Raw genomic sequence first — 17,909 nt, forward strand, 5'->3', positions numbered from 1 at the left:
TTATTCCCTCATGCTTCTCTCTTACCTCAAAATCGCCTGGAAAGTCTTGCTGCGGCGCAAGTTCTTCACCTTTATCAGCCTGTTCGGCATCAGCTTCACGCTCATGATTCTGCTGGTGGTGTACGCCCTGTACGACCACACGGTGGGCCCCCACACGCCCGAAAAGAAAGTGGACCGGCTGCTGTTCATCAACCGCGCCACCGTCTCTTACAAGAACGACAACGGCACCAACAACGGCACCGTCAGCTACAGCTTTCTGGAGCGTTACGTGCGGCCCCTGCGCACCCCGGAGAAGATTTCCATCAGCACGTATTTCAGCTCCACGGCCGCTTACGTGGGCACTCAGAAGCTGGACGTGGATCTGAAATACACCGACGGCCAATTCTGGCAGGTGCTGGATTTCGACTTTGTGGAAGGCCGGCCCTACACCCCGAGCGAGGTGCAGAGCGGCGCCCACGTGGCCGTCCTCAACGAGCGAACCTGCCGGGCGTATTTTGGCACCATCAGCGGCGTGCTGGGTAAAACCATTGAAACCGACCGGGTGCGCTACCAGGTGATTGGGGTGGTGAAGGACATACCCGGCATGCGCTTCAACTCCTACGCCGACATGTGGGCTCCCCTCAGCACCAGTACCCTGGATGCCAAAGAGCCCGGCTATTTCGGCAACTGCATGGCTATTGTGCAGGCCCGTACCCCCGCCGATATACCGGCTGTTCAGGCCGAATTCAACCGCGTGGTAGACCAGGTGCCCGTGCCCGACCCCAAGAAGCACGCCAAGGTGTACGTGTACGCCGGCACGCTGCTTTCCTCCACGGTGCGTTGGTTCAACAACAACAGTACCCCCGACGACGGCGTGGCCGCTCTCACGGGCAAAGTGGCCCTGCTGACCTTGCTGTTTATGCTGCTGCCGGCCCTCAACCTGATCAACGTTAACGTGAGCCGCATGCTGGAACGCTCCTCCGAAATTGGGGTACGGAAGGCCTTCGGGGCCACGTCGGGCACGCTTATCCGGCAGTTTCTGGTAGAAAACGTGTTCCTGACCTTGCTGGGTGGGGTGTTGGGGTTGGTGCTGGCCAGCGTGGTGCTGCACCTGATTGACAGCAGCGGCTTCATTCCCTACACCACGCTCACGCTCAACCCCCGCATTTTCGCGGGTGGGCTGCTGCTGAGCCTGCTGTTCGGGGTGCTGTCGGGCGTGTACCCGGCCTATAAAATGTCGAAGCTCCAAGCGGTGCAGGCCCTGAAAGGCGGCCGCAATTAACTATCCCCTTCTGCTCTCCAACCGCATGATACGCCATCTGTTTACCTTGATCTGGAACCGCAAGCGGGCGAATTTCCTGCTGGTTACCGAAATATTCTTTGCCTTTGTGGTGCTGTTTGTGCTGGGCAGCCTGCTGGTGGACAACTACCGCAAATACACGGCCCCCCTGGGGTACACCTATGAGCACGTGTGGCAGATAGACCTGGACCCTAACGGCCAACCCATCAGCCGGCAGGATGCCACGTTTGAGCGCCTGATTCAGCTCCTGAAAGCCGTGTCCGGCGTGCGCAGTGTGGCGGCTACCCGCTCCAACACCCCGTTCTCGTTCAGCGACAGTAGCACCGATTTCAAAGCCGGCAGCAAATCAACCAACAGCGACATTTACATCGTCGGCGACGACATGCAGGACGTGTTGAGCCTGCAACTGGCGGAAGGCCGCTGGTTTAACCGCCACGACGAAGTAGCGGCGCATCCGCCGCTGGTCATCTCGCAGGAGGCCCGCCAGGCTTTGTTTGCTAAGGGGCCGGCCTTAGGTAAAACCGTGCGGGGCCTAGACAATCAAGACTTTCAGGTAGTAGGCGTGCTGGCCACGTCTTACCGTGGCCGGGGCGAGTTTCAGGAGTTGGAACCGGCCATATTTCTGCGCAGCGCCAAACTGGTAGGCTCCGCAGATACTACCAGCTTCGACCAGCCCCGACTGCTGATTCGGGTGCAGCCCACGGCCACGGCCGAGCTGGAGCAGCGCCTCACCAAAGAAATTGCGGCCGTGACGGGCGGTTGGAAATCCACGGTCATCACCCTGCCCGAGCAGCGCACTATCCGCATGAAGTTCGCGCTGGCCCCCATGGGCGGTATGGTGCTGGTGTGTGGGTTCCTGATTTTCAACGTGGCCCTGGGCCTATTCGGGGTGCTGTGGTACAATATCAGCCAGCGTCGCGCCGAAATCGGGTTGCGCCGCGCTATCGGGGCCACCGGCAGCCGCATCAGCGGCCAGTTTCTGGGCGAAATCCTGGTAGTGACGACGTTCGGCCTGGCCTTCGGGCTGCTGGTGGCGGCGCAGTTTCCGCTGCTGGGCGTGATGAACATCCGGCTGCCGGTGTACCTAGCCAGCATGGCCCTGGCCACCGCGCTGGTGTACGTGCTGACCGCCATTTGCGCCCTCTACCCGAGTCTGCTGGCGGCCCGCATCCGGCCAGCCGTGGCCCTGCGCGAGGAGTAGGGTTGCCGACTGGCCAAACCCGTAGGCTGTTCCGGCGAACCGGTTCGGGTCGGACCCAAACTGATTCGCCGGAACAGCCTACTACCTCGCATCGGACCCGAACGGGTTGCCTGAAAAGATAAACCGGCCCGGCTTGCTGGGAAACTGGTTCGGGTCGGACCCGAACCGGTTCGCCAAAAACGCCTTCCGGTTGGGGTTGAACCCGAACTGGCTGGCTGAAAAGGGTAATCGGTTCAGATTCGACCCGAATTAGTTGGCTGAAATGAGAAACCGGTTCGGTTTGCTGGGAGACTGATTCGGTGAGAAGCTGAACCAGTTGGCTACGGCGGCAAACCCGGTAGCATCAGCCGCTAAGGCCAACCAGCTAACACCCGGAAGCAGGCACCAGCAGCCCGGAAGCAATTGCTTCAGCCCGATTTCGCGGGTATGTTCCGCGTAATCGGGCTGAAGTGGACCGAAATTGATCCGAAAGGGCTCGATTTTGAGCCCCGGACCCACCTAATCGGGCCAGATTAGCTGCTAATCGGACTAATCTGGCCCGATTAAATAGGTCCGACCCACTTAATCGGGCCTGATTAGCTCAAATAAGGAGGTCGGACCCATTTAAGCGGGCCAAACTGGCTCCTAATCGGGCTAAGTTGGCCCGATTAGGAGCCTCTCACACTCCTAATTGAACCAACTTAGTCCGACATCGAGGGTCGGCCCCCTTTAATTGAGGGTCGGACCCCCGATTAAGTGCCGGCACTTGCCGTTCTTCGCCTCTGCTTTATGATTCTGATTATCGACGACGATATAGCCGTGCGGACCTCGCTACGGCTGCTGCTCAAGCAGCATGGCTACGCCCCGGAGGCTGTGGCCACGCCCGCCGAGGCCCTGCGCATGGTGGAAAACACCCCGCCCGAGCTGGTGCTCATGGACATGAACTACTCCCTGGACACCTCCGGCCAGGATGGGCTGCGGCTGCTGGCTCGGGTGAAGCGGCTGCGGCCGGCTCTGCCGGTCATCCTTATCACGGGCTGGGGCAGCATTGCGCTGGCCGTGGAGGGCATGAAGGCCGGGGCCGCCGAGTTCATCACCAAGCCCTGGAACAACGAGGCCCTGCTGCAAACCATCGGCACGGTGCTGGCCCTGGCCGCCCCCGACGCCCCGGACCCCGCCGCCCTCAGCCGCCGCCAGCTCGATGCGCAGTATGATTTCCGGGCTATTGTGGGCCAGGATGCGCGCCTGCTGCACGTGCTGCGCAGCGTGGGTCAGGTGGCCGCCACCGATGCCTCGGTGCTCATTGAGGGCGAAAGCGGTACCGGCAAGGAGCTCATTGCCGAGGCCGTGCACCAGAACAGCCGGCGCAGTCGGCAGCCCTTCGTGAAGGTGAACCTGGGCGGCATTTCGGCCTCCTTGTTTGAGAGTGAGATGTTCGGGCACCGGCGCGGGGCCTTCACCGACGCCAAAGCCGACCGCCAGGGCCGCTTCGAGCTGGCCAACGGCGGCACCATCTTCCTAGATGAAATCGGGGAGCTGGATCTGAGCAGCCAGGTGAAGCTGCTGCGCGTGCTCCAGGACCGCACCTACGAAGTGCTCGGCGACAGCAAGCCCCGCCGCCTCGATATCCGCGTGATTTGCGCCACCAACCGCAACCTGGCCGAGCTGGTGCAGCAGGGCCGCTTCCGCGAGGACCTGTTCTACCGCATCAATCTGATTACGGTGCGTCTGCCCGCCCTGCGCGAGCGGCCCGAGGATATTCCGTTGCTGGTGCAGCACTTCGTGGACGGGCTGCGCGCCACCTATCACCGCCCGGCCCTGAAGGTGGGCACCCGCGCCCGCCACTGGCTGCAGGAGCAGCCGCTGCCGGGCAACATCCGGGAGCTGAAAAACCTGGTGGAGCGCGCCGTGCTGGTGTCGGGCAAGGACGAACTAGGTCCCGAAGACTTCCAGGCCCAGTTTCAGCCCGCCCCGCGCGTAGCGGCCGCCGGCGAGCTGCCCGAGCCCGGCACCATCACCCTCGACGCGCTGGAAGCCCAGATGATCCGCCGCACGCTGGAGCACTACAGCGGCAACATCAGCCGCGTGGCCAAAGCCCTAGGCCTGAGCCGCGGCGCGCTCTACCGCCGGCTGGAGAAATACGCCATTCCCTTCGACGCGGAGTAGGGGAGAGGCCCGCCCCGGCAACCCCGGAACGCCAGGCCGCGCGGATAAAGACCGTCAGGCTGAGAGCCGATAAAGAACGTCAGACTGAGCAAACAAAGAACGTCATGCTGAGCGCAGCCGAAGCATCTCGCGTGCTGACGGTGCCAACGTAATCCACCGTCAGCACGCGAGATGCTTCGGCTGCGCTCAGCATGACGTTCTTTGTTTGTTCCGCACGTTCCCCGCACGCGAGGAGCCCCAGGGCTGAAGCCCTGGGCTACGTAGCGGCCATAGACTTCCGCTGACTAGCCCAGGGCTTCAGCCCTGGGAGGTAGAATATCTTTTGCTTATGTCCCTACGCCTGCAATTCATCCTGTTTGTCGTCATTATCCACGCCGTGCTGATTGTGCTGGCGGCGCAGGTGCGCACCACCAATGCGCCGCTGTTCGTGGGGCTGGAGGTGCTGCTGCTGGTGAGCCTGGGGCTGACGTGGCGGCTGTACCGGGGCTTCGTGCGGCCGTTTCAGCTGATTGCGGCGGGCACCGAGGCCATCCGGGCCCAGGATTTCTCCCTGAAATTCGTGCCCGTGGGCCAGCATGAGATGGACCAGCTCATTGCGGTGTACAACCACATGCTGGATGCGCTGCGGCAGGAGCGCATCACCCAGCACGAGAAAAACCATTTGCTCGAAAGCCTGATCCGGGCGTCGCCGGCCGGGGTGCTGCTGCTATCCTTTGAGGGCCACATTGAGGGCGTGAACCCCGCCGCCGAGCGGATGCTGGCGCAGCCCACGGCGCAGCTGCTGGGCCAGCTGCCGGCCCACCTGCCCGGCGACTGGGGCCCGGCCCTGGCGGCCCTGAGCGAAGCGCAGCCCCAGGTAGTGCAGCTCTCGGGCCTGCAGACCTACCGGGCACACAGCTCGCGGTTTATTGATCGGGGCTTCACGCGGCGGTTTATCGTGCTGGAGGAGCTGACCCAGGAGCTGATCCGGCAGGAAAAGCAGGCCTACGAGAAGCTGATCCGGATGATGGCCCACGAAATCAACAACTCCATCGGGGCCATCAACTCCATCTTGCAGAGCTTCCACCACTACGCCCCCCAGCTGCAGCCCCAGGACCAGCCCGATTTCCGGGAAGCCCTCGACGTTTCTATCGGCCGCAACACCCACCTGGCCAACTTCATGGCCAACTTTGCCACCCTGGTGCGTCTGCCGCCGCCCCAGCCGCAGCCCACCGACCTGCACGCCTTGCTGCGCACCACGGCGCGGCTGCTGCAGGTGCAGGCCGAGCGCCGCCGCATCCGCTGGCACTGGGAGCTGGCGCCCGCGCCGCTGGTGGCCGAGGTAGATCCGGTGCAGCTGGAACAGGCCCTGCTCAACATCTGCAAAAACGCCCAGGAAGCCATCGGCGAAGACGGCAACATCTGGGTGCGCACCATGCAGGAACCCGCCTGTATGATCATTGAAAACGACGGCCCCGGCTTGGCGCCCGAGGTGCAGCGGCGCCTGTTCACGCCCTTCTTCAGCACCAAGCGCGACGGCCAGGGCATCGGCCTCACCCTGGTCCGCGACATCCTGCTCCAGCACCAGTTTCGCTTCCGCCTCGAAACCCAACCCAACGCCCGCACCGCGTTTACCATCTGGCTGGCGGGGAATGACACGGTGAATGAGTGAAGTGGTGAATGAGTGATTCGGTGAATGTGTGACTCGGTGAATGCGTGAAGTGGGGAACGAGCGAAATAGAGCGTCATTCTGAGCGAAGCCGGAGGCGTAGTCGAAGAATCTCGCGTGCAATGGTAACTCCTGATAGCGGACTTACTCTGGCATGCGAGATTCTTCGACTACGCCTCCGGCTTCGCTCAGAATGACGTTCTTTTTGCTCGTTCCCCACTTCACGCATTTCCCGCTTCACGCATTCACCGCTTCACCGGGGGCTTGCGGGCCGGCGCGGGCTTTGCCGGGGTGGCGGCGCCGGGCTCCACTACCTGCCCGTTGCGGAAGGTTTTTTTCTCCTTGACTGTGGTGCCGTCGGGGCCGAAGTAGGACCAGACGCCGGTTTCCCGGCCGTTGCGGAAGGCTCCGCTGATTTCCGGGGTGCCATCCTCGCGCAGCAGGCGGTAGGGGCCGGTTTTGAGGCCGCGCACATAGGTAGTTTCGGCCTGCAGCTTGCCTGAGGGGTAGTACGACTGGGCTAGGCCGGCGGGCTTGCCGTTTTCGTGGAGCAGCTTGCTTTGCAGGGTGCCGGTGGGGTAGTAGGTGAGCTGCTCGCCGGCCAGACGGCCGTTCTGGTAGGTTTCCAGCTGCTGCACCTGCTTGCCGCCGGGAAAATACGTACGCCACTGGCCCACGGGCTGGCCGTTCTTGTACTGCTGCTCCCGGTGCAGAGTGCCATCCTCGAAGTAAGCCGTGATTTTTCGGTCCCGGGCCTGGTTGGCGTACTCCGTTTTCTGCTCCGGCTTGCCCGATTCGTAGAAATCCTCCTGGGTGCCCGTAAGCACGCCCTGGCGGTAGTTCATGCGGCTTTTCACGGCCCCGCTCTCGTAGTAGGCCCTGGCCGGACCATCGAGGTTGCTGGTGCCCCCGGCCAGACTGCGGGCCTGCTGGGTGAGGTCGTCGCCGAGCGGGTTTTTCACGGTCCGGCCGCTGAAGGTGGCCGCCACGTAGTTGCCCTCGGTCTGGAGCTTGCCGGAGCGGTAGAACGTGCGGTAGCTGCCCCGGCCCGACTGGTCGGCCAGCACCTCGGTTTCGAGCTGGCCGTTGTCGTAATAGGTTTTGTAGGGGCCGGCCAGCAGGCCGCGGCGGTAGGTGCCCTCGCTCTGGAGCTGGCCGTTTTCGAAGTAGGTTTTCACGGGGCCGTTGGCCTGGCCGTCGGCGTAGGTGATTTCGACCTTGGGCTTGCCCGAGTCGTAGAGCTCCCGCACCAGGCCGCTGGGCTGGCCCTTGGCGAGGGTGGTTTCGAGCTTCACGGTGCCGTCGGGGAAGTAGTAGCGCAGCAGGCCGGTGGGCTCGTCGTTTTCATAAGTGCCTTCCTGGGCCAGCTTGCCGGAAGCGTAGTAGGTTTTAAACGGCCCCTGGCGTACGCCCTCCTGGTAGGTGACCTCCAGCCGCCGCCCGCCGTTGGGGTGAAATTCCACGTAGGTCGAGTCGCGCTTGCCGGCGGTGTAGCGGGTCTGGGCTTCGAGCGGACCGGCGTAATAAAACCGTTTGTAGGGGCCCTGCATCACGGTGTCGCCGGCCACCAGGGCCGAGAACACCTCCCGCTTGTGCACGTTGGTGGAATCGAAGTAAGTAGTCAGCCGCCGCAGCTTCTGGGCCTGGGCGGCGGTGGTGGCGGAGAGCAGCAGGAGGACAATAATCGGTTTCATGGGAGCAAGAACGGGGGAAAGGACGAAGTAGTGCGTTATCGGTTTCACGCAGAGTTTCGCAGTGAGTGAAATCCGGCAAACAAAAGCCCTGCCGCAAAACATGCAGCAGGGCTTTGTGCTCATAACGTAAGCTAACGGCTGCTGGCCAGCCGCTAACAGCTCCTTACACGCGCTCCAGTACGATGCTGCTGGCCCCGCCGCCGCCGTTGCAGATGCCGGTGACGCCGATTTTGCCGCCCTCGTTCTCCAGCACGTTCAGCAGCGTAGTCACGATGCGCGCGCCGGAAGCGCCCAGCGGGTGGCCCAGCGACACGGCGCCGCCGTACACGTTCACCTTGGTGCCTTCCAGGTTCAGCAGCTTGTTGTTGGCCAGCGAAACCACCGAGAAAGCCTCGTTGATTTCGTAGAAATCAACCTCCGAAGCCTCTACGCCGGCGTTTTTGAGCGCCTTCGGAATAGCCAGCGACGGCGTGGTGGTGAACCACTCGGGGGCCTGCTCGGCGTCGGCGAAGCCACGGACGATGGCCAGCGGCTTGATGCCCAGCTCCTCGGCCTTCTCGCGGCTCATGAGCAGCACGGCAGCGGCACCGTCGTTGAGGGTGGAGGCGTTGGCGGCCGTCACGGTGCCTTCCTTGGTGAAGGCAGCGCGCAGACCGGCAAACTTGCTGAAATCGGCCTTCAGGTACTCCTCATCGTCGCTGATAACGGTTTCCTTGCCGCGCACCGTAATGGTCACGGGCACAATTTCGTCCTTCTTCTTGCCGGCCTTCGCGGCGGCGGCGCTGCGCTCGTAGCTCTGCTGGGCGAAGGCGTCCTGGTCCTGGCGCGAGATGCCGTAGTGGGCGGCCGTGGCGTCGGCGGCGTTGCCCATGGCGTAGTCGTGGTAGGGGTCCCAGAGGCCGTCCTTCATCAGGCCGTCAATCATCTGACCGTTGCCGTATTTGGCGCCGAAACGGGCTTTATCGAGGTAATAGGGCACGTTGCTCATGCTTTCCATGCCGCCGGCCATCACCACGTCGGCTTGGCCGAGCATAATGGCCTGGGCCCCGAACATGATGGCCTTCGAGCCCGAAGCGCACACTTTGTTCACGGTGGTGCACTCCACGGTGTCGGGCAGACCGGCTTTCTTGGCGGCCTGGCGGGCGGGGGCCTGGCCCAGGTTGGCCGAAATCACGTTGCCCATAATCACCTGCTGCACTTCCTTGCCGTCGACGCCGGCTTTTTCCAGGGCGCCCTTAATGGCAATAGCGCCCAGCTCCACGGCCGATAACGAGGCCAGGCTGCCGCCAAATGATCCAATCGGGGTCCGCACGGCGGCCACAACGACTACTTCCTTAATCTGCATAACTGAGTTGTTGGGTGGGGTGAGAAACCAAAGGTACGAATTGGTGAATGAGTGACTGGGGGAATGAGTGAGGGGAGGAATGAGTGAATTGGAAGGACGTCATTCTGAGCGCAGCGAAGAATCTCGCGTGCAATGCTAATCCTTGCTTCATCCGGGCTAACGGCAGGAATTACTTTGGCACGCAAGATTCTTCGCTGCGCTCAGAATGACGTTCTAATCTTCCCTCACTATCTCACCGCTTACCAGCCGGGTTTGGTTTTATCGGTGGGTTTGGTGGCTTTGCGGGGCAGCTGCTGGAGGTACTGCTGCTCGGCGGTGTGCAGGGCTTCGAGGAGCTGGCGGGCCTGGCCGGGGCTGAGGTTCATCTGTTGCAGGCGGGCCCGCTGGGTTTGCAGGTTGGCCTCCTGTAGCGTAGCCGCTTCCGTGCCGCCCCGCCGACTCGTGCCGCCGGGGGCCTCGGGGCCGGTTTCTTCGTCGCTGAGGCCGCGCACGTTACCGGGCTCGCGGCCGCGGGCCACGTTGCGCTGCTCGCCTGCCCCGGGCCGGAAGCCGGCGTCGGCCGAGTTGCCGGGCGTGGCGGAGGGCTGGCTGGGGTCGCGCCGGCCATGGGGGTCGGGACGGCGCTCGGGGGCGCTGTTCGGGTCCTGGAGTTGGCTGTTGTCGGGGCGCTGGCCGGGCGTGTCGGGGCCGGCTTTGGGGCGGGTCTGCTGGGGGCGGGGGCCGTCCTGGGCGGTTTCGGGGCTGTCAGCGGAACCGGGTGGGGGCGGGGCAGGGGCGTCGGTGCGGCGGGCCAGGAAGTCGCGCAGCAGCTCGTAGTTGTAGCGGGCGGCGGTATTATTGGGGTCGGCCAGCAGGGCCTGGCGCAGCAGCGTGATGGCCTGGGCGTACTCGCCCCGGTCGGCCATGAGAGCGGCCAGCTGCTGCAGGGCTACGCTGCGCACGGGTTGGTTGGGGCTGCTAAGCAGGCGGCTGTAGTAGGAGCGGGCCTCGGCCGGTCGGCCGGCCTGCACGGTGGCGTGGGCCAGGTTCAGCCAGACGGCGTCCTCGGCGGCGCCCAGGTGCAGGGTGGCTTCCTTGTAGGCAGCGGCGGCCTGGGCGTAGTCGCCGCGGGCGTAGGCGGCGGCCCCGCGTGCCACGGCCGCGTTCCGGTCGTGGATGCGGGTGAGGCCGCCGCCCAGGCTTAGCAGCAGCAGGCCGCCGGTCAGCAGCATCTTCATGGCCGAATGACTTTTACGGTGATTAACACATCGAGCAGAATCAGGAGCAGGGCTACAGCCAGGGGGTAGCGGTAACGGTTATCGGCCACCGACACGGTGCGCACCTGCTGGGCCTGGCCTTCCACCCGGTTGATGGCGTTGAGCAGTAAGGGAAACTCGTTGCGCTCGTCGCTGAGTTCAAAGTACTGTCCGCTGGTTTGCTCGGCCAGGCGGCGCAGGGGGGCGGGCACGAGGCGGGTCACCACGTCGCGGCCCTTGGCGTCGCGCAGGTAATCATTGCCGGCCGGACCCGGGATGCGGCTGCCTTCGGGCGTGCCCACGCCCACCGTAAACACCCGGGCGCCGGAGCGAGCCAGCACCCGCACGGTGGGCTCCAGGTTGTCGCCGAAGTCCTCCCCATCGGTTACCAGCACCAGCACCGTGGCCCGGGGCGGGGTCTGGGGCTCAGGGGCTTCGGTACCGGGCGGGCCCAGGCGGGTGAGCACCAGCTCCAGGGGCGGCACCAGGTCGGTGCCGGTGGGCGGCACCAGGGCTGTTTTCAGGGTGCTGATAAAGAGCTGCAGGGCCTCCTGGTCGTAAGTGAGCGGGCACTGCACGTAGGCTTCGCCCGAAAACACGATCAGGCCCAGGCGGTCGGCCGGGAAGCGGCGCAGAAGGGTGCCCAACTCGGCCTTCACCTTCTGGAGGCGGGAGGGCGCCACGTCGGGCGCATCCATGGAGCGGGAGAGGTCCACGAGCAGCCACACGTCTTTGCCGGCGGTGCGCACCGGGTGGCGGGTAAGGCCATAGGCGGGCCCGAGCAGGGCCCCGGCCAGCAGCCCGAAGTAGAGCAGGCGCAGGCCCAGTTTCCAGCCCAGCCGCCAGCTGCCCTGACCCAGCGGGGCGGCCAGTCGGCGGGTCCGGAGCAGGTAGCCGAGGTAAAACAGAAAAAAAAACGCGGTGGCCAAAGCCTCCGGCCAGCCCGGCTGGTAGGCCCAGTTCAACGCCATGATAACCGCTTATCGTTCAAAATACAACCGTGAAAAAAGGGAGGCGTGGAAGTCCGGAAAAGAAGGGAAAAACCGGCTTGCCGGACCCAAACGCGGCGGCAAGATGGAAGATATTTTTTTTGAAAAAGGTTTGTTTCTCCGTTCTGCTCGTATATTTGCACAGCTTTTAACCGGAAAGCAATGCCACCTGGAGAGGTGGGTGAGTGGCTGAAACCAGTAGTTTGCTAAACTGCCGTAGCTCTAAAGGTTACCGGGGGTTCGAATCCCCCCCTCTCCGCATGTCTGAATTAAAAATTAAGAGTTAAAAATTAAAAATTGCCGGTTCTTACGGCACGGCCAATTTTTAATTTTTAACTCTCAATTTTTAATTACTCTTTTCGGGGTGTAGCGTAGCCCGGTATCGCGCCTGCTTTGGGAGCAGGAGGCCGCAGGTTCGAATCCTGCCACCCCGACTTCAAATAGCCGTCAGCCCGCCTCTGGGGCGGGCGGCTATTTGTGTTTTGACCCCGTAGCTCAGCTGGATAGAGCAGCTGCCTTCTAAGCAGCCGGTCATGTGTTCGAATCACATCGGGGCCACTTCGGCACTGAGCCACTTAGCTGCTGTGCTGGGTGGCTTTTTTGTTGGCCGATAGCGCCACCACCATCACGTCGTCCTCCGAGCAAACCCTTCGCCTATGAAAGCACCCCTTTTTCACCCCGGCCAGGAAGTTGTGTGCACCAACGACGACTTCACGATGCTGCTGGTGCAGAATCCCAACATCCAGACGCCCAAGCGCGGGCCCATTTATACGGTGCGCGACATTTACGATACGCACAAGGGTTACGGCATCACGCTCCAGGAAATCAACAACGCCGCCGTGGCCCCGGGCTTCCCGGAAGCCAACTTCCACGAGTCGCGCTTTGCGCCGGTGCCGCCCCTGGAGGAAGTGGATATTGCCGCCGTAATGGAGGAAACCGTAACGGTCTAAACCGCTGAAGGGGAAGCCTCCGTGCCGGGAGCTCCACGCCCGCTTCGGGCAGGGAAGCCGTCGGATTCATGCGTGCCCGGCCGTCGGCCCACTCCGGCCACTTGAGCGGCCGGAGTGGGCCGACGGCCGGGCACGGCAGTTTAGAGCGGCGCGTGAAGCGGTAGGAGGCAGATGAGGGGCCGTATTGCGCCCCGCGCGAGAAAACATGCGGGAAGGCATAACGCTGGCGCCGCATCCGGCGTAAGCAAAAAGCCGGGTGTCGGCTCCGGGCCGGCATTCTGTTTTCACTCCCATCACCCCTATTTCTTTCTAGTATGTCCGAGCAAACTACCCCCGCTTCCGGCGGCGCGGTGGCCGCGCCGCCACCCGTCGGCACGGTTCGCCTCACCATCAACGGCACCGCCCACGAGGTGCAGCTGGCCCCCTGGACCACCTTGCTCGACGCCCTGCGCGAGTACCTGCACCTGACCGGCACCAAAAAAGGCTGCGACCACGGCCAGTGCGGAGCCTGCACGGTGCTGGTGAACGGCACGCGCATCAACAGCTGCCTGACCCTGGCCGTGATGCACGAAGACGACGACATCACCACCATTGAGGGCCTCGGCTCCGAAGACAACCTGAGCGCCCTCCAGCAGGCCTTCGTCGACCACGACGCCTTCCAGTGCGGCTACTGCACCCCCGGCCAGATCTGCTCGGCCCAGGGCCTGATCAACGAAGGGAAAGCCCACTCCGAGCACGATATCCGCGAAATGATGAGTGGCAACCTCTGCCGCTGCGGCGCCTACGTCGGCATCCTGGCCGCCGTGCAGGAAGTCGTGAATAAAAAGTAGTGAGTACTGGGTATTGAGTAGTGAGACGTTCCGTCTGGCTACTCGATTCCGCTGCATACTCAATACCAACTACTCACTACTCAATACTCCAAGATGAACTCATTTACTTTCCACCGCGCGACGGGCGTTGACGACGCCGTACGCGAAACCACCCGCCACACGGGGGCAGCCTACATCGGGGGCGGCACCAACCTCATCGACCTGATGAAGGAAAACGTGATGCGCCCCAGCTACCTGGTGAGCGTGGCCAAGCTGCCGCTGGCCGCCATCGAAGCCCTGCCCGACGGCGGGCTGCGCCTCGGCGCCATGGCTACCAACGCCGATACGGCCTGGCACGAAGACGTGAAAAGCCGCTACCCGCTGCTCAACCAGGCCATTCTGGCCGGGGCCTCGCCCCAGCTGCGCAACGCGGCCACCAACGGCGGTAACCTCATGCAGCGCACCCGTTGCCTGTACTTCTACGATCTGGCCACGCCCTGCAACAAGCGCGAGCCGGGCACCGGCTGCTCGGCCATCGGGGGCTTCAACCGCATCCATGCCATTTTCGGGGCCAGTGACCAGTGCATCGCCACTCACCCCTCGGATATGTGCGTGGCCCTGGCCGCGCTGGCGCCCACCGTGCGCGTGAGCGGCCCCGATGGGGAGCGGAGCATTGCCTTCGACGACTTCCACCGCCTGCCCGGCGACCAGCCCGAAAAGGACAACAACCTCCGGCCCGGGGAGCTGATCATCAGCCTGGATCTGCCCGCGAAGGGCTTCAGCAAGAACTTCAGCTACCTCAAGCTCCGCGACCGGCAGAGCTACGCCTTCGCCCTGATTTCGGTGGCGGCGGGCCTGGAGCTCGACGGCACTACCATCACCGACGCCCGCCTGGCCCTGGGCGGCGTGGCCCATAAGCCCTGGCGCGACCAGGAGGCCGAGCAACTGCTCATTGGGCAGCCGGCCACCGTGGAAACCTTTGCCCGCGTGGCTGCCCAGGTGGTTTCGACCGCCGTGGGCCAGGGCTCCAACGACTTCAAGATCGAGCTGGCCCGCCGCGCCGTGGTGCGCGCCCTCAAGCAGGCCGCCGAAGGCTCGCAGCAGGCCACCGACGTATTTCAGAACTCTAATCCTTAAGCCAGATGAGCACGACTAACTATATCGGCCAGGCCACCAGCCGCGTCGACGGGCCGGCCAAGGTATCGGGCGCGGCCACGTATTCGGCCGAAGTTCACCTGCCCAACCTGGCCTACGGCTACGTGGTAAGCAGCCCCATTGCCCGGGGGAAAATCACGAAAATCCACGCCGACGAAGTGCTGGCCCTGCCCGGCGTTATCCAGGTGTTTTCGCACGAGAACGTGCCTTCCGTGGCCTGGCTTGATAAGAAGCACCAGGATCAGGTAGCGCCCGGCGGCTCGCCCTTCCGGGCGTTGCAGTCGCCCGAAATCCAGTTCAGCCAGCAACCGGTGGCCATGGTCATGGCCGAGAGCTTCGAGCTGGCCCGGTACGCGGCCTCCCTGCTGCGCATCGAGTACGAGCAGGAGGCCCACGAAACCAACCTGGAAACCCAGCGCGCCAAGGGCTACGAGCCGGGCAAGGGCAAAACCGGCTACCAGCCGCCACCGCCCCCCCGCGGCAACCCCGATAAAGCCTGGGAGCAGGCCGCCCACCGCATGGAAGCCGAGTACGTGCACGGCACCCAGCACCACAACCCGATGGAGCTGTTCTCTACCACCGTAGACTGGCACGGGGAAGGCAAAATCACGGCCTACGATAAAACCCAGGGCGTTTTCAACGTCAAGAACTACCTCGTGGGCGTGTTCGGCCTCAACAAGGACGACGTGCGGGTAGTGAACCACTTTGTGGGCGGGGGCTTCGGCTCGGGGCTGCGGCCTCAGTATTCGGTGTACCTGGCCGTGCTGGCAGCCCTGGAACTGCGCCGCCCCGTGCGGCTCACCCTCACCCGGGCCCAGATGTTTAGCTTCGGCCACCGGCCTCAGCCGCTGCAGTACGTGAAGCTGGGTACCAACCCCGATGGCTCCCTGGCTGCGCTGCAACACCACGTGCTGCACGAAACCTCCCACTTCGAGGAGTACACCGAGAACATCGTGACCTGGAGCGGCATGCTCTACCAGTGTGATAACGTAAAGCTGGGCTACCAGGTAGCGCCGCTCGACGTGTTCACGCCCCTGGACATGCGCGCCCCCGGTGCCGCCTCGGGCAGCATCGCCCTGGAAATTGCCATGGACGAAATGGCCTACGAGGCCGGCATCGACCCCCTGGAGCTGCGCCTGCGCAGCTACGCCGAGCGCGACCAGAACCAGGACAAGCCGTTTTCCAGCAAGAAGCTGCGCGACTGTTACCACCAGGGCGCGGCTAAATTCGGCTGGGAAAAGCGCACCATGGCCCCCGGTTCCATGCGCGAGGGCAACATGCTGGTGGGCTGGGGCGTAGGCGGCGGCGTTTGGGATGCCACCCAGAAGAAATCCGCTGCCAAGGCCAGCATCACGGCCGACGGGAAGCTGACGGTGCTCAGTGGCTCGGGCGAAAACGGCGCGGGCACTTACACCATCATGACCCAGATTGCGGCCGAAACCCTGGGCCTGCCCCTGGAAGCCGTGACCTACCAGCTCGGCGACACCGATCAGCCCGAAGCCCCGCTCCAGGGCGGCTCCTGGACGGCCGCCTCGGTGGGTACCGCCGTGCAGAGCGTATGCCAGGACCTGGCCGGCAAAATTCTGAAGCTGGCCCAGAAGCAGGCCGACTCCCCGCTCCAGGACGCCAAGTTCGAGGACGTGGAGTTTCTCAACGGCCAGATCCGCCTGCGCGCCGACCATAGCCAGTCGGTGGTGATCCGGGACGTGCTGCAAAGCAGCGGCGAGGCTAAGATTGAGGCCGACGGCTCTACCACGCCCAACATGCCCAAGCAAAGCCAGTACTCTCTGCACTCCCACAATGTGGTGTTTGTGGAGGTGAAGGTAGACGAGGACCTGGGCACGGTGCACGTGACGCGGGTGGTGAATGCCATTGCCGCCGGCCGCATCCTTAATCAGAAAACCGCCCGCTCCCAGGTGCTGGGTTCGGTGGTCTGGGGCATCGGGATGGCGCTTATGGAGGAAACGGTGATAGACCACAAGTTCGGCCGCTACATGAACCATAACTTCGCCGAGTACCACGTACCCGTCAACGCCGACATCCGCGACATCGACGTCATCTTCGTAGATGAAGAAGACGACATCGTGAATCCGCTGGGCGTGAAAGGCATCGGGGAGGTAGGCATGCTGGGCGTGACTGCCGCCGTAGCCAATGCCATCTACCACGCCACCGGCAAGCGCGTCCGCGACCTGCCCATTACCATCGACAAGCTGCTGTAACGCCCGCGGCTCGTCGTAACGAAAGCGCCCCGGAACCATGAGGTTTCGGGGCGCTTTTGTATTTACTCAGTTTAAGCCACTCAGCAGTTCTTTTAGCTTATGCATATTTCCATCTTTCTCGATAGGGTTTATCTTATTGAACGAGTGAGAAGATAAAGCCTCGTTAAGAATTTGAACTTTTTGTAGCATGGGTATGACATATTTTAAAAAGTGATTAAAATGTTCATATATATCTTGGTATGATGTTGCTAATTTATAACCGGGCTTTCCAGAATGGCTTATTATGAAAAGACCTTCAAATCGTAGGTCTCTGATTAGTATTCTTAATTTTTCAACGGTGAACTGCGAAAAAAATCTTCTTAAATATAGTACTAATTCTAGTGTTGATACTAGTCTTTTAGGGTTTATTTCGCTCTGTAATCTTAGGTAGTTGAGTATAATAGATTTTTCATGGCTTGATTTTATGTCATTATTGTATATGTATTTTTCTATTGATTGTAAATTTATCTTCCTTATTTCTTGGTCCATTGTTTCATTAGGGTCTAGAGAATAGATTACAGACGAAGAGTCAAAAGGAAAATATTCTACAAAGGTCCTTGCATGGATAATGTTGTATAACTCTCGCGCTCTTTCATGCTGATGACTTGTGCAAAATATCTTCCCAATACATCCTGAGATGAAATCTGCTAACTGTACCAATTTCTCTCCGCTTTTTTCATCAGTGAGTTGAAATGTCCTTTCAGGGTAAAATAAATCCCATTTTAATCCATTTTGCTGAATATAATTAGATAATTCATTCCTGAAATCAGTTCCTACTGCATCAGCCCATATATCATACCTGTTATATCTATTATTGTATTTTGATACAAATAAGTTCTGAAAATATTTATAAAATGTCCTTTTTTGCTTGAGACCTTCACTAGATATATATGATTTGTTGATTGCTAGAACATCGATGCTAAAATCTAAATTATCAACAAGGTCTTTTAATATATTTATTCTTTTATGAAAATGCTTTTCCTTTATATTAGACGATTTCATGTTGGGGCCTAGGGAGTATTTTTTGCAAATTTTCTCTCTTAGCTTGCATGCCTTTTTATAATCATTTTTATCTTAGAACTTACGCACTTGGTGGTATCTTGAAGTAAAACCTAATCCGATGGTTACGCAAGCTACCTACATCGAGTACCTGCTCAGCACGCCCCGCAACTACACGTGTACGCATCTAGCCGAACACCTC

General features: G+C 61.6%; 14 protein-coding genes and 3 tRNA genes. 12 read left to right on the forward strand and 5 right to left on the reverse strand.

Annotated features, from left to right (window positions below; genetic code table 11):
• Positions 1-10: 10 nt before the first annotated feature.
• The 4 genes from KLP40_RS06915 (at position 11) to KLP40_RS06930 (ending at position 6,276) form a co-directional block, all read left to right on the forward strand.
• On the forward strand, positions 11-1,261 hold the full coding sequence (locus KLP40_RS06915; protein ID WP_215593027.1) for an ABC transporter permease: 1,251 nt from the start codon (positions 11-13) through the stop codon (positions 1,259-1,261).
• A gap of 25 nt (positions 1,262-1,286) precedes the next feature.
• On the forward strand, positions 1,287-2,480 hold the full coding sequence (locus KLP40_RS06920; protein ID WP_215593028.1) for an ABC transporter permease: 1,194 nt from the start codon (positions 1,287-1,289) through the stop codon (positions 2,478-2,480).
• A 768-nt stretch (positions 2,481-3,248) separates the two neighbouring features.
• On the forward strand, positions 3,249-4,625 hold the full coding sequence (locus KLP40_RS06925) for a sigma-54-dependent transcriptional regulator (protein ID WP_215593029.1): 1,377 nt from the start codon (positions 3,249-3,251) through the stop codon (positions 4,623-4,625).
• Positions 4,626-4,953: 328 nt separating this feature from the next.
• Positions 4,954-6,276 (forward strand): sensor histidine kinase, encoded by a 1,323-nt coding sequence (locus tag KLP40_RS06930; protein ID WP_215593030.1) that lies wholly within the window; start codon positions 4,954-4,956, stop codon positions 6,274-6,276.
• 242 nt (positions 6,277-6,518) lie between these two features.
• Here the strand turns inward: KLP40_RS06930 and KLP40_RS06935 are convergent, their stop codons facing one another.
• The 4 genes from KLP40_RS06935 to KLP40_RS06950 form a co-directional block, all read right to left on the reverse strand.
• Positions 6,519-7,967: a toxin-antitoxin system YwqK family antitoxin gene (locus KLP40_RS06935; protein WP_215593031.1), complete on the reverse strand. Its 1,449-nt coding sequence runs from the start codon at positions 7,965-7,967 to the stop codon at positions 6,519-6,521.
• A 163-nt stretch (positions 7,968-8,130) separates the two neighbouring features.
• Complete coding sequence (locus KLP40_RS06940) at positions 8,131-9,312, reverse strand: acetyl-CoA C-acyltransferase (RefSeq protein WP_215593032.1); 1,182 nt, start codon at positions 9,310-9,312, stop codon at positions 8,131-8,133.
• A 239-nt stretch (positions 9,313-9,551) separates the two neighbouring features.
• Positions 9,552-10,529 (reverse strand): tetratricopeptide repeat protein, encoded by a 978-nt coding sequence (locus KLP40_RS06945; protein ID WP_215593033.1) that lies wholly within the window; start codon positions 10,527-10,529, stop codon positions 9,552-9,554.
• Entirely contained in the window at positions 10,526-11,518 is a 993-nt protein-coding gene (locus KLP40_RS06950) for a vWA domain-containing protein (protein ID WP_215593034.1), read from the reverse strand. The genes KLP40_RS06945 and KLP40_RS06950 overlap by 4 nt, the downstream gene beginning before the upstream one ends.
• On the opposite strand from KLP40_RS06950, the gene KLP40_RS06955 reads away from it, so the two are divergent.
• The 8 genes from KLP40_RS06955 (at position 11,517) to KLP40_RS06990 (ending at position 16,669) form a co-directional block, all read left to right on the forward strand.
• Positions 11,517-11,729, forward strand: coding sequence for a hypothetical protein (locus KLP40_RS06955; RefSeq protein ID WP_215593035.1), 213 nt, complete (start codon positions 11,517-11,519; stop codon positions 11,727-11,729). The two genes, KLP40_RS06950 and KLP40_RS06955, sit on opposite strands and share 2 nt — an antisense overlap.
• Positions 11,708-11,795, forward strand: a tRNA-Ser gene (locus KLP40_RS06960). The genes KLP40_RS06955 and KLP40_RS06960 overlap by 22 nt, the downstream gene beginning before the upstream one ends.
• A 101-nt stretch (positions 11,796-11,896) precedes the next feature.
• Positions 11,897-11,970, forward strand: a tRNA-Pro gene (locus tag KLP40_RS06965).
• A 50-nt stretch (positions 11,971-12,020) separates the two neighbouring features.
• Positions 12,021-12,094: transfer RNA gene (locus KLP40_RS06970), tRNA-Arg, on the forward strand.
• A gap of 98 nt (positions 12,095-12,192) precedes the next feature.
• Positions 12,193-12,486 (forward strand): hypothetical protein, encoded by a 294-nt coding sequence (locus KLP40_RS06975; protein ID WP_215593036.1) that lies wholly within the window; start codon positions 12,193-12,195, stop codon positions 12,484-12,486.
• 314 nt (positions 12,487-12,800) lie between these two features.
• The gene (locus tag KLP40_RS06980; RefSeq protein WP_215593037.1) at positions 12,801-13,316 is read left to right on the forward strand and encodes a (2Fe-2S)-binding protein; all 516 of its coding nucleotides are present in this window, start codon (positions 12,801-12,803) and stop codon (positions 13,314-13,316) included.
• A gap of 93 nt (positions 13,317-13,409) precedes the next feature.
• Positions 13,410-14,432, forward strand: coding sequence for an FAD binding domain-containing protein (locus KLP40_RS06985; protein WP_215593038.1), 1,023 nt, complete (start codon positions 13,410-13,412; stop codon positions 14,430-14,432).
• Between the two features lie 5 nt (positions 14,433-14,437).
• Entirely contained in the window at positions 14,438-16,669 is a 2,232-nt protein-coding gene (locus KLP40_RS06990; protein WP_215593039.1) for a xanthine dehydrogenase family protein molybdopterin-binding subunit, read from the forward strand.
• A gap of 66 nt (positions 16,670-16,735) precedes the next feature.
• Here the strand turns inward: KLP40_RS06990 and KLP40_RS06995 are convergent, their stop codons facing one another.
• Positions 16,736-17,710 (reverse strand): hypothetical protein, encoded by a 975-nt coding sequence (locus tag KLP40_RS06995; protein WP_215593040.1) that lies wholly within the window; start codon positions 17,708-17,710, stop codon positions 16,736-16,738.
• Positions 17,711-17,909 lie beyond the last annotated feature (199 nt).

Origin of the sequence: Hymenobacter piscis, from assembly GCF_018760735.1 — a bacterium.
Classification (GTDB): Bacteria; Bacteroidota; Bacteroidia; order Cytophagales; family Hymenobacteraceae; genus Hymenobacter; species Hymenobacter piscis.